This window comes from Microcoleus sp. CZ3-B2 (assembly GCF_036705055.1).
Taxonomy (GTDB): Bacteria; Cyanobacteriota; Cyanobacteriia; order Cyanobacteriales; family Microcoleaceae; genus Microcoleus.
The window spans coordinates 155,124-170,169 of the sequence record NZ_JAUBTN010000001.1; the positions used below are offsets into that span (position 1 = coordinate 155,124).

Here is a 15,046-nt window from a genome sequence, read left to right on the forward strand (position 1 = left end):
ATTTAGCAAAAATACGAGCAACAAAAAGCGAAGATTTAATCAAGAAGGAGCCAAATAATTGTTGCTATAATTGCCCAGTTATGTCTGCTGTAAGGCTGCGTTTATTGGCTAAATAGCTAAATCTAGGTGCATTATATAGCGGTGATCAAGCATTGTGAGGATAGCCCAATGCCCTATGCCCAATCCCTCCGCTTCGCGCTCGCCCTGCGCGGGCCAATCCCTCCGCTTCGCGCTCGCCCTGCGCGGGCCAATGCCCTATCCCGCGTACCTCATATGAGAGCACAGAAAGGCTATACCTCGCTTTAGTTGCTCGAATTCTGGGCAGACCTCTGAGACCGAGCAACCGCAGAAAAAGCTAATTTTTCGCTGTGAATGTCGGGGGTTTGAACTTGATGCCGATCGCGCCGGAAGCAGAAATATTGCAATATATATAAAGCTGCTTGTCCGGGAAGATTCGAGGGGTACGGGGATATTCTCAGCACTCCCTAATGTGTAGGACACTGAAGCCAAAGCAGCAATCCTTTCGAGGTTTTTGGAGTTGCGGTGGAGTTCAGATGCTGCACACCATGCAGCGGTACTCGGCCGGCGGTGGCTGGTAGTTGACAACAAATTAAAGCGATCGATGTGTTAAGGAGGATAATTTATGGTATATGCAGAAAATTGGTCGCAGCCGTCTATGTTGGAACTAGCGCGATCGGGCAACTTTCAAGCCCTGAATTACTGGATTGACAGCTTGCTCAGACCCGAAGGGATTTATGCTCGTGTCGAACAAGCTCAAGCCGGCTGCGTCCAAATCTTAGTAGAATTCCAGCGGGAATTTGCGCCGGATACTACATTACTGGGGAGCACTCTCCGGGAAAGCTTAGTCAAATTTATTTGTCACCAAGTCTGGAGACTCAACTCCCCAGCGGTAGAAGGGGTGCGAATTCACGCGCGGTTGGCTGGAGAACCAGAGATTCTCTGGAAACAGTCAGTGCGAATTGTGACTCCGGCAAATCGGCGGCAGCGGCGCGATCGTTCCCTATTCGTCATAGATTGGGTTAAATTTAAAACGTATCGTTCTCTGCTGCTAGTGGGATCGGCACTTGCTTCATTTATTTTAGGGTGCTGGGTGAGCTACCACGAGGCTCTGGCCGTGCGGTTAGTATCTCCAGTCTCGCCGTACCAGCAAGCTGGGCTAATTTCGGGGCCGCCTCCCAAACGTCCAGATTCGGTGCAAGCGGCTTTGGAAGTAGTACCAGTAGTGCAACAAAAGCAGGTTGCTAATCCCTACGACCCCACCGTAACGCTGATGTTCGGGGGAAATGTGAATCTATCGGATGCGATCGGAGCATCTGCCGGTAACGATTATGATTGGGCTTTTGCCAATATGGACGAGTATCGGCAAGCAGATGTGTCGATGGTTAATCTAGAAAATCCCCTGACTACCTCTACCTTGACCAAGAATAAAAAACAATTAAATTTTAAAGCCGATCCAGAATTGGTGAAAATATTAACAGCGGGAGGAGTGGATCTTGTTAATCTGGCAAACAGCCACGCTATGGATTACGAGGAACCGGGGCTGGTGGAGACTATAAATACTCTAAATAATGCTGGAATTGGGCATCTGGGAGCCGGTAGAAATATTAAAGAAGCTAGGCGTCCAGATATTATTGAGGTTAAGGGTCAGCGGATCGCTTACCTCAGTTATTATGATACCGACCTTAACTCTGCCGACCAAGGGAAAGCTGGTACTAATCCCCGCCGCAACAATCGCGTGGCAGAGGATATTCGAACTCTCAGGGGTCAGGTAGACTGGATTATTGTTAATTACCACTGGGGAGTTGAGTTGGCAGATTATCCGGGAGATTGGCAAATTGATTTGGCTCGGTTTACGATCGACCAAGGAGCAGATTTGGTAGTGGGACACCACCCCCACGTCCTCCAAGGTGCAGAAGTGTACAAAGGCCGCCCAATTGTTTACTCGCTTGGTGATTTTATATTCGGCGCGAATGCTCGCAGCGATTACGATACTGCAGTCCTGAAAGTATCGCTCAAAGACAGGAATATGAAGGTAGAATTTCTGCCTGTGGAGGTGAAAAAGTTTCAGCCTTCGGTTGTGAATGGGGCGGCGGGCGATCGGATTCTCAAACACGTCGAACAAATTTCTAGTATTTTCGATCGCCCAATGCGATCTTCTGTAGTTCTAGATGCCACAATTAACTCAGGAATTACACCAAAAACTCCAAACTATCCATTGTCCCCAGCCAAGAGCGGTATCGACGGGCCAGGGCTGAATTCACCCAAAACAGCAGGTGAAAGCAATCTGCCAGACCCAGCACAATCCAAACCTACTCCGATTTTGCCAGCTTTGCCTGCAGCACCCAAACAGCCGGACAACTCCTCATTATTTCAGAACGGCGCTGGGCCTGCAATTGAGTCAAGCCCGCCTCAAAATCAAGATTTGCCGCCGCGCATCTACCACACTCAACCTCAAAATCCCAACCGGGAAGCAGATCCCTTTACCAAAGAGCCATTCATCAAAGAACCGTTTATTGCGCCCCTATCTGGGAGTCAAGGAGGGGCGATGAGTCCCCAAAGCTATCTTCCCCCGACTCGGGCTCTATCTTTCAAAGTCGGGGTCACAGAGCAGCAGACACGCAGGAACATTCCAGACACCAGCAGAGATCGGTCTAAGCAGCCGATCGCGCTGCCTCCTATAATAACTGCGAGGATGGGGACGGCCTATGAAGGTCGGAGCTATGATGCACAGGGGTAAAAAAGGGGCGGTAATGGGCAAAAATCAACTAGCAGCGACCAATTACGACCGATTTACTAAGAACCAATGATCGACGACCTACTACCGATGACAAATGTGTTTGCGATCGCGCTGAAGCAAAAGCAGTATAAAACCTATATCCTCTCCGACGAAACCGCTAACTCTACTCTAGAAGTTGTGCCGGAACGGGGCGGTATTGCCACTAGCTGGCTGGTTGAAGGCAAAGAAATGTTGTACTTGGACGCGGAACGGTTCGCCAATCCCGATCGAACTGTACGCGGCGGGATTCCCATCTTGTTTCCCATCTGCGGCAATCTCGCCGACCAGACCTACACCTACAAAGGAGTCTCGCGCCAGCTCGAACGACACGGCTTTGCTCGCGATTTGCCTTGGACGGCGACGGAACAAGTCACGGAGGGTTGCGCGGCTCTTACCCTAGTGCTTAAAAGCGACGAGAAGACTCAAGCTGTTTATCCGTTTGATTTCCAGCTAGCTTTTACTTATCAAATTAAAGGCAATTCTTTGGAAATTGTGCAGGAATACACCAATCTTGGTGTCGATCCCATGCCCTTTTCTAGCGGCTTGCACCCTTACTTTTTCGCTCCCGACAAGACAAATCTGCGCTTTCAGATTCCGGGGATGCAGTACAGAGATCGGAATACCCACTCTAAGGGTTATTTCACGGGGGTTTTTGACCCGACGCTGGATGAAATAGATATTTCCTTTGATGAACTCACGGGTCTTGCTGCTATTGTTACTGACGCGGCGCGGGGCTTGCGGCTCACCCTCAGTTACAATTCCAGCTATGGGAAGTTGATCTTCTGGATGATCGAGGGCAAGGATTTTTACTGTCTGGAACCTTGGACTGCTCCTGGAAATGCTCTAAACACTGGCGAACACTTGATTTATTTGCAGCCGGGAGCGACTTGTGAGACGATCGTGCGGATGACTGCAACTTTTTTCTAAAAAACACTTGCTATTTGAAATGATGGGTGCTACTGTTAGAAATTGTCTGCGGTAACAACGTTTACACGGGTCGCTAGCTCAGCGGTAGAGCATTCGGCTTTTAACCGATTGGTCTCGGGTTCAAATCCCGGGCGACCCATTAAAAATCTAGAATTTTGAGTTTCGAGTTGAATGCTCGGAGCTCGAAATTTTGTTTTTTGAGCTTTTAAGTAGAAATTTGGAAAGATAATGCGCGATCGGCTACAAATTGTCTTAAGATTATCGTAAGAATTGAGCTTGTCTAAAATTCACGGCCCAGAAACACAAATAACTAGGAGGAATATCTATGGCGCTTGTACCTATGCGACTGCTGCTCGACCACGCGGCTGAAAACGGTTACGGCCTACCGGCTTACAACGTCAACAACATGGAGCAAATCCAAGCGATCATGCGCGCTGCTGACGAAACCAACAGCCCTGTGATCTTGCAAGCTTCTCGCGGCGCTCGCTCCTACGCTGGGGAAAATTTCCTGCGCCATTTGATTTTGGCGGCAGTTGAAACCTATCCTCACATTCCCATTTGTATGCACCAAGACCACGGCAATGCCCCCGGCACTTGCTATTCTGCCATGCGCCAAGGTTTCACCAGCGTAATGATGGACGGTTCTCTGGAAGCGGATGCTAAAACTCCGGCCAGCTACGAGTACAACGTTGAAGTTACTCGCGAAGTTGTGAAAGTGGCTCATTCGATCGGCGTTAGCGTTGAAGGCGAACTGGGTTGCTTGGGTTCTCTGGAAACAGGAATGGGCGAAGCAGAAGACGGCCACGGCTTTGAAGGTGCGCTTTCCCACGATCAATTGCTCACAGATCCCGAAGAAGCTGTTAATTTCGTTGAGCAAACCGGCGTTGATGCTCTCGCAGTGGCGATCGGCACTTCCCACGGCGCTTACAAGTTCACTCGCAAGCCGACTGGCGAAATTTTGGCAATCAGCCGCATTGAAGAAATTCACCGCCGCTTGCCCAATACTCACTTGGTAATGCACGGTTCTTCTTCTGTACCCCAAGAATTGCTGGAAATCATCAACAGCAACGGCGGCAAAATCCGCGAAACCTACGGCGTACCTGTGGAAGAAATCCAAAAGGGTATCAAGTGCGGTGTTCGCAAGATCAATATCGATACTGACAACCGTTTGGCGATTACCGCTGCGGTGCGCGAAGCTTTGTTTGCTAAGCCCGAGGAATTCGATCCGCGCCACTTCTTGAAGCCGTCGATCAAGTATATGCAGAAGGTTTGTAGCGATCGTTACAACTCTTTTGGTTGCGCCGGTCAAGGTACAAAGATCAAGCAAGTTTCTTTGGACGATTTCGCAGCTAAGTATGCTAAGGGCGAATTGAGTTCTTCTACTAAGAAGACTGTCGCTGTTTAATAATTTTAGGTTTGAGATTTGAGATTTATCTGAAGTCTAAAGTTTGGATAGCCGGGTAGCTGCGAAGTTGCCCGGTTTTTGTTTGTGGACAGAAACCGATAAGAGTTGTTATTGACAACTGCGATCGCTATAGCAGTTTCCCTAATTTTGCTTACAATGAAACTAATTTTCGTGTGAAAAACCGTTTGAATCAAAGGTGAAGGAATGGCAAAGGTTATTGCAGTTACAGAAGCTATTAAAAGCCTTGCTGAGGCTGAATCAAGGTTGAATTTGAGCAGAACTGAGGATGAGGCTTTTTTTACTGAGTGGCTAGCCCAATTGCCAAATCCCAGCGATTCTGAACAAGCTGCTTTGGATACGCTACGACGCAGATTGCTATATCATAGAGCAGATGGAGAGTTGTTAGAAGGGTCAGTGACTTTGCTGGTGGCATCACCTTTGTTAGAACTGGCGGGTTTCTACGATCCACCGTTTAGAATGAAGGCTGAGGCTGCGGTCGAAATTGCGATCGATGATGGGGAAGAAACGCTGCGCGGACGCATTGATATTTTGATTTTGCAGAATCAGCTTTGGGTAATGGTTTTGGAGTGTAAGAAGACTACGATTTCGGTGCGATCGGCATTACCCCAAGCATTAGCATACATGATGGCAAATCCCGATCTGGATAAACCGAGATTTGGGATGTTGACGAATGGCGATGATGTGTTGTTTGTGAAACTTATGGCTCAACCTACGCCCGAATACGGGTTATCGCGGGCATTTTCGATCTATACTGTGCGTAGTGAATTGCGATCGGCATTTCAAGTCTTGAAGCATTTAGGGCAAAGCATTACTAGATCGGACGGCGGTTGAAACCGCGTCTACACAAACGATGTCCGGATGGTGCGCGGACTAAGAAATAAAGGGGTATTTAAGATAAGACGGCGGTTTCAACCACCGAGTCTTATGGTGGCATATTGCCTCAGTACAGGTGAAATAGTGTAAAAATTTGCTTGTTGTTCTATCAAGCAGCGACGCGATAAAGATTGCAGCGCATTTACCAAATCTGAGGCGGGAATTTGGCTATTTTCTAGCAATTGGGTGAGGTTAATTGCATCGCTTGCTTTGGCTAACAAGGAGATTACTTGTTTTTCTAATTCGGATAGGCTAAATTGCTGCTGTAGAACATCTTTCAAATCTTCGGGCAACAATATGATATCATTTGGTAATAACTGATTGACGCAGCCTCCCAATTCTTGAATCAGAGTCGCCACGCTTTTTAACCAGAGGGGATTGCCTTGGTAGCGATGAATGAGTGTTTCAATGTTATCGCTTTCTGCTAACCCATAATCTCTGAGGATTTCCCGTCCGGCGGCGATGTCTAAACCTTTGAGTTGTAAGGTACGAATGGAAGTATTTTGGTTTTTAACTTGAGTCACTTCTCTGGGTTGTTCCCAACCGATTAACATCAAGCAGCTTTGATGGGATAATTTTTCTATTTGTTTGAATAAGGTGCGATATTCTTCGCATTTAGGTTTATATTTACCTGCGAATTCGCCGCTACAAAAAAGGTTGTGAACGTCATCTAATATTATTAAACAGCGATGGTTTTGTAAATACTTAATTAACGGTAAGGGTTTCTGGTTGGTTGGGGATGAATCTGGTTTTTGTGAGTTAGAAAAAAGCTGTGTTAGGTTAGATTGAAATTTATCTATGGTGGGGAATTCGTCGAGGGTGTACCAAGCTGTGTACTCAAACTCGTGTTTGATTTGTTGTACGAGTTGTACTGCTAGGGATGTTTTGCCGATGCCGCTGATACCGGTGAGGGTGATGAGGTGGCTGTTTTGTTGTAGAATCCAGTTGGTGAGGGTGTCGAGAGAGGAAGTGCGATCGAAGAAATCACCCAACTCGGGCATTTCGCTTAAATCTTGATGTGATATTTCTTGATTGGGTAGGTGTGAGTTTGGTTGATCTGGCGGGTGTCTACCTTCTCCGCAGGTGTTGAAACTACCAGTCACTACAACGTCTTTTGCAAAGTTTAAAACATTAGAGTTTTGTAACCTCTCCATTGCCGATTGAAAATTCGATTTACTGACATCTTCTCCTAACTCTTTTGAAAGTATCTGCCATAATTCCGATCCAATTTCCCTGATGCGACTTTCGGAACAGTCAAAATTCTTGGCTATTTGCTTGTAGGTCTCGCGTTGTAGAGTTCCCCGCAGTACGGCTGCTTGTAAATCGTCAAGGTGCTGACCTGTTTTCTCGAAAACTATGCGATCGGCGAGGTTTAACATTTCTTTAAGATTCATCTGGCAGGGAGATGCGAGAGTTTTGTGTATTGTAGCTCACAACTGCCAACATTTTCGTACATTTTCGTACATTGTTGTACAAACTTAGATTAAAGTTAAAGTAAAAGCGAGGGAGAATTGGCGGCAAAATAGAACTTTTTTGGGCTAGACAAACTTTGAATTTATTAAGATAATGGAACAAGTATTAAAAGGATAAATTAATTTATGAATTGGGAAAATATTGCCAGTAAAGCGGGTGAAAAAGTTGTAGAAAATGTTGTAGAAAACACTCTGGGAATTAATGGAAATACAGTCAAAACAGTCAAAGCGGTTGCAGAAACTGGTGCTGCGGTAGGTGCGGCTGCCAGTGCTGCTACAGGGTTGACTGTTGCAGCAACGTCAGGAGCAGGAATTACTTCGGGTCTAGCTGCAGCAGGTGGTGTGGTTGGTGGTGGTATGGCGGCTGCTCCTGCGGTATTAGCAGCAGGCCCTGCTTATCTGGGGGCAAAAATAATGAATGAAACTTTGTTCAAAGAGCAATCGAACTTGTCTGAGGAAGAGAATGATGCTCGTGCAGCGGCAAGAACAGCTACAAACATTGGGGCTGTTGCTGGTTTAGCTGGTGCTGGTGCTGTAACGGTAGCTGGCGGTGCTTCTGGTGCTGCAATTATGGGCACCCTTGCTGGTATCGGTGGCGTTGTCGGGGGAGGCGCGATCGCTGGTACTGCCATAGTTGCTGCTGCACCTGTTGCGGCGGCGGCTGCTATTGGATACGGAATATATAAACTGTTTGGAGGTAAAGGGAAAGATAGTTAGTTCAGTTTGGCTTTGAAAGTCTAATTAATCTGAAGTTTAGCGGAACATTTAATTATGATGGATGAGATAGTCAATAAGTTAGCTGGTCTAGGAGTTGCTGGTTTAGTCTTAGTTGGGCTTGTTGCAACCTCTTCTTATGCAGGAGCCGTAGCAATTACAACTTCGTTAGCTTTTTTAGGTGGTCCTTTTGGCATGATTGGTGGCGCAGTTGCTCTCACCTTGATTGCAGGCGTTTCAAGCATGATTGCAAAGGTTGGGGTTGAGACTTTAGCAAAGGCTGTAGTTCAGGAACTCAAGAAGAGTGGCAGATCTGAGAGCTCTATCATTCAAGAAATCAATAATTTTCCAATGATTACTCAAGGTCTACGTTCCCAACTACGTGAATATGTCCGCCTAGTATAAAAGGAATAAGTGTGATTGCTGCTCTCCATTAGTGCGATCGTCTTTTTTTGTAGGTTGGGTTGACGCTGGTGTCACCCAACCTCTTTTTTTACTTACAATCTTATCCATTTCCACCATCTCAAAGGGCGACGATCGCACGGAGAGTGATCGCCCATAACGCATCGAGAGCGATCGCATTTCTCTTTTACAAATCAAGATTCCAACTGCTTAGGGAAAATAACGATAAAATTCCCGACGATGTAGAACACGCATCACTTCTATAACATCTTCATTAACCTCTATTCCAATACGGTAATCGCCGATGCGGATGCGATAGCGACCCGCGTAACCTCTCATGGCTTTAATGTCAGAAATCTCCTCCAAGGTGTTGATTGCTTCTAGTGTGGTAAAAGCCAGATCGTAGATGCGTTGGTAAGATGTCGAGCTCTTCAGTTGTTTCAAGTCTTTTAGAAAAGCCTGACGGTATTGAACTTCCAAGATAACTATTCCTCAAGATAAGCTAAGGCTTCCGAGCGATTTAGCAAGGGAGTATTAACAGCTTCATCCATTGCTTTGTTCATGCAATAATCTTCTACCGCACCCGCAAGTCGATCGACAGAAACTTCTTCATTAGGTAGTAGTAGTTGTCGCCATAGCTCAATAGGAATCACCACAGCGCTTACATCTCCGTCTTTGTTCGTAAGATATTCAATATTTAACGTTGTTTCCATGTCATACTCCCGAAACTTCCTGCAATTCTAGCTTACCTGAGAGTGCTGTGGCAATATCTGGTTTAGGATAAAATATCAAGTAAACATTGGTAGCGATCGCCCCATAACACATAAAGAGCGATCGCTCTTTATGCAACCAAAAGCATCAACGTTAGTTTTAATTCACTGCAAATTCTGTGAATTGACGCATATAAGGTGGATGAAACCCAACCACAATATCAGACTTCGGCACACCTATATTAACCAGCTCTTGCCCTAAATCGATTTCTGTTCCATTCTGCTGAATCCAGATTTTGCCATCCTTAATATCGAGATGTATAGGACAACCGTAAACTCGCTGTTTGTTATCCCAACCCACTCGAACAACTTGATAATGATTGTGTTCTGTGTCAAAAACAACTTGCACCTCTACTTCTCCATAAGAAGGCTTGTATGCAGCATATTTCGTGAGAACTTGTTTGATACAATCCCGATATTTTTCTACTTTTTCCATAAAGCTATCACCTCTTCTTCTACGTCATAGACCAATAATTTTAACTGGTAATCTTCCACAACAGCGGTTGTAAATTCCAGCTTGAAGAAATCGTTATACGCCGTCAAAGGAATTGCCAAAAATAGCTGACGTTGGGGGTCTTTAAACTTGAGTGCTGTACGGTAGTTAATAAATTGTCCAACCGCTAAATGAAAATCTGTTATCGCTGAAGTATTCAAAAAGCTCTTGATTTCTACAGCAATTTTCTCGCCCTGCCGTTCGGCTGCCAGCAGACGTTCCGCCCCCAGATCGATTAACATATTAACTCCACCCACACTGATGGAAAGTGGGTCATCTGTAATCTGCCAACCCTCCTTTTGCAACGCAATCTTCACAACATCATGAAATTTATCCTTTGCTGACATAAAGCCCTGATGACAAACAACTACAATTATACTGGCGTTAATTGAGATGTGTGAGCGCAATAGTCATTACAAACACACAAGGAATGTCCGCATCCCTATCTATCGAAAGCTTACCACCATTTCGCAAACCCCCAAAATTTGGCGGATATCCTCATGAATTGCTGAGCATGGGGTAAATCCCTTCAGTGGCGCGATCGCCCTTCACACCAAATACCAAACACTGTGATAATTTTACGAGTTGCGTGAAGCGTAGCTATCCCGCAGGGCGATCGCCCTTTCTTGTTTCTGATGAGCGAGATCTTAAAATGAAAGAGCGATCGCCATTGGTTGGCAATTAACTTAATTTAAAAGTTTATTCGTCAATAAAGCTCAAGACAATCCAAAGTAGCGCTATCGCTCAATTCTTGAATTGCGTCTGCTCCAGCTCGAAGCATTGCTTCCACACTGCTGGTAGGTGTATTGCCACACTGCAGCCAAATCACCTTTGGCGGAGAACCATAAAGACGGCTTCTTTCTGCAAAATCAGCATCCTGAGTAACAATACAAAACCCTTGAATTTTAGCTAAATCCCAAATTTCGCTATCCATAGCTTCTGTAAACCCGTGAAACTGAACATGACTAGCATCCGGGAAGATATCAGCCAAGCGATTCACTAACTTCCGGCTCAAGTTTTGATCGAACAGTAATTTCACCTTTCACCTACTACGGCAATTAAACGATGTTCTCTATCGGCAGCAAATTCAAGACAAGCTCTAATATCTTCCTCTGTTAACTCTGGGAAGTCATCTAAAATTTCTGCATGAGACATACCAGCAGCTAACCAGCCCAAAACATCGTACACGGTAATCCGCATTCGTCTGATACACGGCTGGCCACCACGCTTACCTGGTTCTATTGTAATGATGTTGCGATAGCTCATGGGAAAGGGAATTTGGTATTTATAAAGCCAGTTTAGCCTAATTTTCCATTCTTTTGGTGTTCTGCCTCACTAGACAAATTAATTGTTCCTCTCTTCTCTCAACTCCTGCTGCCGAATTCCCTTCAAAAACTCCTGTCTTGCCTCAATCCTTGAAGGCATTAAAACACAACGCACCAACAATTCTAAATCCAATTCCGGCAACAAATCACTTTTAGAAATTAGCTCATAATCATTCTCGCGCAGCCCATACACAGCCAACTGATTATTTTCCCAAAACCAGACTTCTGGGATGCGAAGTCGCAGATATTTAGCTAGTTTATTTGTACTACCGCTAGTAATTGTCACTTCTACTGCTAAATCGGGATGCTCTTTCGTTTCACCTATATAATAAGACTCATCAGGCTCAAATGAGACATCTTTGGCTCGATTTTTGCGAGTTGCACTTCCTACAGGAATATATTCAATTTCCCTTTCACAAAAGTAGAGTTGTATCAAAAAATTAAGAATACAACTGATTGTCTCATGTGCTTCGCCCAATGTCATAAACTCGATCCACCCATCAAGATAAATAATTCGCAAACCAGGCGCATCTGCCATTAAAGATTCCAGCGCCTCAAATTGCTCCCAACTATAATAACCAGGGAGAATCAATCGCTGTTCGGCAAGCGTAACTATTTCTTCTAAAACTTGTGCAGTCACAGCTATCACCATCCTATTTTAAATATTGCTAGCCCTTATCTAGTGTAACCCTGGTAGGACAGCATGAAATCCCATTCAAAACTTAGCGAACAAAGTCGAGCTTACTGCGGCCGAATTCCCTTCAAAAACTCCTGTCTTGCCTCAATCCTTGAAGGCATTAAAACACAACGCACCAACAATTCTAAATCTAATTCCGGCAGCAAATCACTTCTGGAAATTAGCTCATAATCATTCTCGCGCAGCCCATACACAGCCAACTGATTATTCTCCCAAAACCAGACTTCTGGAATGCGAAGTCGCAGATATTTAGCTAGTTTATTTGTACTACCGCTAGTCATCGTTACTTCTACTGCTAAATCGGGATGTTCTTTCTTTTCACCTATATAATAAGACTCATCAGGCTCAAATGAGACATCTCTTGCCCGGTCTTTGCGAGTTGCACTCCCTACAGGAAAGAACTCTATTCCGATCGCAAAAAAGTATGCTTCCAGCAATATAGCGATCGCCTTTTTAAAGCTTTCATGTGCTTCACCCAATGTCATAAACTCGATCCACCCATCAAGATAAGTTATCCGCAAACCAGAAGAGTTTGCCATCAAAGACTCTATAGCCTCAAATTGCTCCCAACTATAATAACCGGGCAGAATTAATCGCTGTTCCCCAAGCGTAACTACTTCTTCTAAAACTTGTGCAGTCACAGCTATCACCATCCTATTTTAAATATTGCTAGCCCCTACCCAGTAAAAACCAGGCAGGGGCATTCTCTCACATTCTAGCTTAATCAATCCTGGATGCGCGGGGGAGCAAAAACCCGGTTTCTACATCAATATTTCTCGAAAAAAGCGACTATTTTTGGAAGAAACCAGGTTTTTTTGCCTAAGTCTGATTAATTAACTAACCCGATCGCCCTTTTAGTCAAAGCATCAGCAGTCAACCCATTAAACGCCATCAACTCACCCGCACTAGCAGTCGTTTCCCCCCGCTTCCAAGCAAAAGTATCACGCGGGCAATTGCTGCGTAGCATCACAGGCTCCAACATCCCAGAAGCGCCGCCTATGACACCAATCAAGGCATCTCCGCCAAACATTTCGGCAAATTTGTCATCGCTCAAAAAGCCGCCGTCAGCCTCGGAACAAGTATCCCAAGCAACATCAGTTGGACGATACAAACGCCGAGGATTGATAATAGAAACAATCCGCGAACCTATGCCTGATTTTTCCAAAGATGCCGCTGCTTCAAACACCGGAATCAAACTCATATCGCCAATGACAGCAAATACAACCTTCTTGCTCCCCCCTTGATTAAGGGGGGTTGGGGGGGGATCGATTTCTTGCAACACAATAGCACCATCTTCCAAACCTTGGCGAGTCTGTGCAAAAGTAGTGCGAATTGGCAGCGGCGACTTGCTCGCAGTAATCACAACTCCCTTATTCTTCGCACTCAAAGCCCACTCGTAACAAGCTTGAATGCTGTTAGCATCCGGTGGAAACAAAGGAAACACATTTCCATTCCGCATCATGGCCGCAAAATAAGCCTCAATTTCCGGCCGTTGGTGCGTCCAACCGTTGCGGCCTTGCTCCAATGCACCCGCTGTAAATAAGGTGACAGCAGCCGGAGTTGGACGGCGCAATTCTGCCATTGCTTGGGTAACAGTTTGCCAAATTGGTAAACCGTTGATGGCAAAAGATTCGTAGGAACACCACAAACTCCGCCCTCCAAACAGCGACAAACCTACAGCCAAACCCGCGCAAGCATCTTCGCTCAAAGGTTCGTAAACTTGACCGTTTGGCGATTGATTGTACAAGTCATCTGTTGTCGGGTGAATAATTTTCAGAGCTTGATTGATGTTGGCAATTGCCGATGCTTCATTACCGTCAGCATTGGTGACAAGAAAAGTCCGATCGCACTCGCCGACTTTCGCTACCAAACGTCCCATTGCAGTTGTCGAAATCTTGGCTTCTCCGCCAACCGCAAATTCTTCTAAAGGCAATTCGCCCAAATCTGCCAGCGGCAATGTAAACTCAGTAACAACTGTTTTCGCTGCAGGCCCGCCGCCGGCGCGCTCGCAATTTGTCCGCACCAACTCCCAAGCAGCCACCGTCAAAGCGCGCTCTTTTAAGGCACTGATAATGTGCGGAGCATCCAGCGTATCTTTTGGATAAAGGTTGTGAGATTTTGCGCCCAATGCGTGCACGCCAGCACCTTTCAACTGTTTGATAATAAACACAGTCAATTTGCCGCCGAGAGCAGATTTTGCCGCTTTGTCAACTCCTTGTAAAACAGCTTTGGTAAATGCCATCCGCTGTTCGAGTGAAAAAGCAGTGCTGTCAACATAAGCTTCCGGTTGATTTTTATCGTCAAATTCCTTAGCATCAACTAAGATAATTTCTTCAAAACCGTTTCCTTGCCAATAAGCAATCATTTCAGCATTAGTTTTTGTCGAAACCATACTGTGATGTTCTTGGGAATATCCGTTCCAAACTAACACTGGTAAAAAGTTAGTAGCCTTGGGATAAGCAGTGTGGAAATGCCCCATGCTGCTCATGGGATAGGGTTCGCCCATGCCGCCGTCGCCCATTGTGAAAGCAAACAGTTTTCCGGGATGCAAAAGCGCTCCCGCCATTGCAAAATGCTGTCCTTGTCCGAGGGGGCCAGCAGGTGCTAAAAGACCGGGAATGAAACCGGAAAGATGTCCTAACAAACCGTCTTTTTCGCGGAATTTATCGCGCACTTGCTGCACGTTGACAATTCCCATATCTTCTAAAGATCGATCGAGAAACATGGCACTGTAAAATCCCGGCGCGTGGTGCCCCACTTCGGTGACAATGTTCTTGTGTCCGAGCATCACCAACGCGGCATAAGCCTCGGCTTGGCTGGCAAAACCCCCCGGATGTCCCGATGCCTTGCTGGCGGTGACTTGCAGCGTCAGGTAGCGCAGGGCATCTGCTCCCAGCATTGTTTGAAAGACGGCGGCGGGATCTGCCGCATCGGCGATCGACTTGCTCCCCTGGGCGATCGCAGGTGTTTTCCCGTAAGTCTCAAAACCCGGCACTGTTTCGGAGAAATACTGGATTCCTTCGCAAAAACTGGGGATGGCTGACGTTGCCTTCGACGTAGTTGCAGTCATGCTTGATACCTGAAAAATTTGGATTAGATTAATTTAACAGTAATTTTATAACTTATTTGTTGCAAAATATCGCTATTTCT

The 15,046-nt window shown here is 45.8% G+C and carries 17 protein-coding genes and 1 tRNA gene; 7 read left to right on the plus strand and 11 right to left on the minus strand.

Going from position 1 to position 15,046, the window contains the following annotated elements; genetic code table 11:
• Positions 1 to 302: 302 nt before the first annotated feature.
• Positions 303 to 482, minus strand: a complete 180-nt coding sequence (locus tag QUA97_RS00685) for a hypothetical protein (RefSeq protein ID WP_194065656.1) — start codon at positions 480 to 482, stop codon at positions 303 to 305.
• Between the two features lie 161 nt (positions 483 to 643).
• Between QUA97_RS00685 and QUA97_RS00690 the strand changes: the two genes are divergently transcribed.
• The 5 genes from QUA97_RS00690 (at position 644) to QUA97_RS00710 (ending at position 5,981) form a co-directional block, all read left to right on the plus strand.
• Positions 644 to 2,758 (plus strand): CapA family protein, encoded by a 2,115-nt coding sequence (locus tag QUA97_RS00690; RefSeq protein ID WP_333192108.1) that lies wholly within the window; start codon positions 644 to 646, stop codon positions 2,756 to 2,758.
• 66 nt (positions 2,759 to 2,824) lie between these two features.
• Positions 2,825 to 3,724 carry an aldose epimerase family protein gene (locus QUA97_RS00695; RefSeq protein WP_333192111.1) on the plus strand — a complete coding sequence of 300 codons (900 nt, stop codon included), beginning with the start codon at positions 2,825 to 2,827 and terminating at the stop codon, positions 3,722 to 3,724.
• A gap of 67 nt (positions 3,725 to 3,791) precedes the next feature.
• Positions 3,792 to 3,863, plus strand: a tRNA-Lys gene (locus QUA97_RS00700).
• Between the two features lie 186 nt (positions 3,864 to 4,049).
• Positions 4,050 to 5,129 (plus strand): class II fructose-bisphosphate aldolase, encoded by a 1,080-nt coding sequence (fba, locus tag QUA97_RS00705; protein ID WP_194012838.1) that lies wholly within the window; start codon positions 4,050 to 4,052, stop codon positions 5,127 to 5,129.
• 204 nt (positions 5,130 to 5,333) lie between these two features.
• Entirely contained in the window at positions 5,334 to 5,981 is a 648-nt protein-coding gene (locus tag QUA97_RS00710; RefSeq protein WP_333192114.1) for a type I restriction endonuclease, read from the plus strand.
• A 77-nt stretch (positions 5,982 to 6,058) separates the two neighbouring features.
• On the opposite strand, the gene QUA97_RS00715 is transcribed toward QUA97_RS00710, so the two are convergent.
• Positions 6,059 to 7,417 (minus strand): NB-ARC domain-containing protein, encoded by a 1,359-nt coding sequence (locus QUA97_RS00715; protein WP_333192117.1) that lies wholly within the window; start codon positions 7,415 to 7,417, stop codon positions 6,059 to 6,061.
• A gap of 204 nt (positions 7,418 to 7,621) precedes the next feature.
• On the opposite strand from QUA97_RS00715, the gene QUA97_RS00720 reads away from it, so the two are divergent.
• Positions 7,622 to 8,212, plus strand: coding sequence for an RNA polymerase subunit sigma-24 (locus QUA97_RS00720; protein ID WP_194061085.1), 591 nt, complete (start codon positions 7,622 to 7,624; stop codon positions 8,210 to 8,212).
• Between the two features lie 54 nt (positions 8,213 to 8,266).
• Positions 8,267 to 8,614, plus strand: a complete 348-nt coding sequence (locus tag QUA97_RS00725; protein WP_228049688.1) for a hypothetical protein — start codon at positions 8,267 to 8,269, stop codon at positions 8,612 to 8,614.
• 207 nt (positions 8,615 to 8,821) lie between these two features.
• On the opposite strand, the gene QUA97_RS00730 is transcribed toward QUA97_RS00725, so the two are convergent.
• From QUA97_RS00730 to QUA97_RS00770, 9 genes are all read right to left on the minus strand, one after another.
• Positions 8,822 to 9,091, minus strand: a complete 270-nt coding sequence (locus QUA97_RS00730) for a type II toxin-antitoxin system RelE family toxin (protein WP_194065662.1) — start codon at positions 9,089 to 9,091, stop codon at positions 8,822 to 8,824.
• A 5-nt stretch (positions 9,092 to 9,096) separates the two neighbouring features.
• Positions 9,097 to 9,324, minus strand: coding sequence for a hypothetical protein (locus tag QUA97_RS00735; protein ID WP_194065663.1), 228 nt, complete (start codon positions 9,322 to 9,324; stop codon positions 9,097 to 9,099).
• Positions 9,325 to 9,481: 157 nt separating this feature from the next.
• Positions 9,482 to 9,817: a XisI protein gene (locus QUA97_RS00740; protein ID WP_194065664.1), complete on the minus strand. Its 336-nt coding sequence runs from the start codon at positions 9,815 to 9,817 to the stop codon at positions 9,482 to 9,484.
• Entirely contained in the window at positions 9,805 to 10,221 is a 417-nt protein-coding gene (locus tag QUA97_RS00745; protein WP_194065665.1) for a XisH family protein, read from the minus strand. The genes QUA97_RS00740 and QUA97_RS00745 overlap by 13 nt, the downstream gene beginning before the upstream one ends.
• 359 nt (positions 10,222 to 10,580) lie before the next feature.
• Positions 10,581 to 10,913, minus strand: a complete 333-nt coding sequence (locus QUA97_RS00750) for a DUF5615 family PIN-like protein (RefSeq protein WP_194065666.1) — start codon at positions 10,911 to 10,913, stop codon at positions 10,581 to 10,583.
• A complete protein-coding gene (locus QUA97_RS00755; RefSeq protein WP_106148543.1) occupies positions 10,910 to 11,140 on the minus strand; it encodes a DUF433 domain-containing protein in 231 nt (76 codons plus the stop codon). Before QUA97_RS00755 ends, QUA97_RS00750 begins: the two co-directional genes overlap by 4 nt.
• Positions 11,141 to 11,218: 78 nt before the next feature.
• On the minus strand, positions 11,219 to 11,839 hold the full coding sequence (locus tag QUA97_RS00760; protein WP_194065667.1) for a Uma2 family endonuclease: 621 nt from the start codon (positions 11,837 to 11,839) through the stop codon (positions 11,219 to 11,221).
• A gap of 101 nt (positions 11,840 to 11,940) precedes the next feature.
• Positions 11,941 to 12,537 (minus strand): Uma2 family endonuclease, encoded by a 597-nt coding sequence (locus tag QUA97_RS00765; protein WP_194065668.1) that lies wholly within the window; start codon positions 12,535 to 12,537, stop codon positions 11,941 to 11,943.
• A 188-nt stretch (positions 12,538 to 12,725) separates the two neighbouring features.
• Entirely contained in the window at positions 12,726 to 14,966 is a 2,241-nt protein-coding gene (locus tag QUA97_RS00770; protein ID WP_333192131.1) for a phosphoketolase, read from the minus strand.
• Between the last annotated feature and the right edge of the window lie 80 nt (positions 14,967 to 15,046).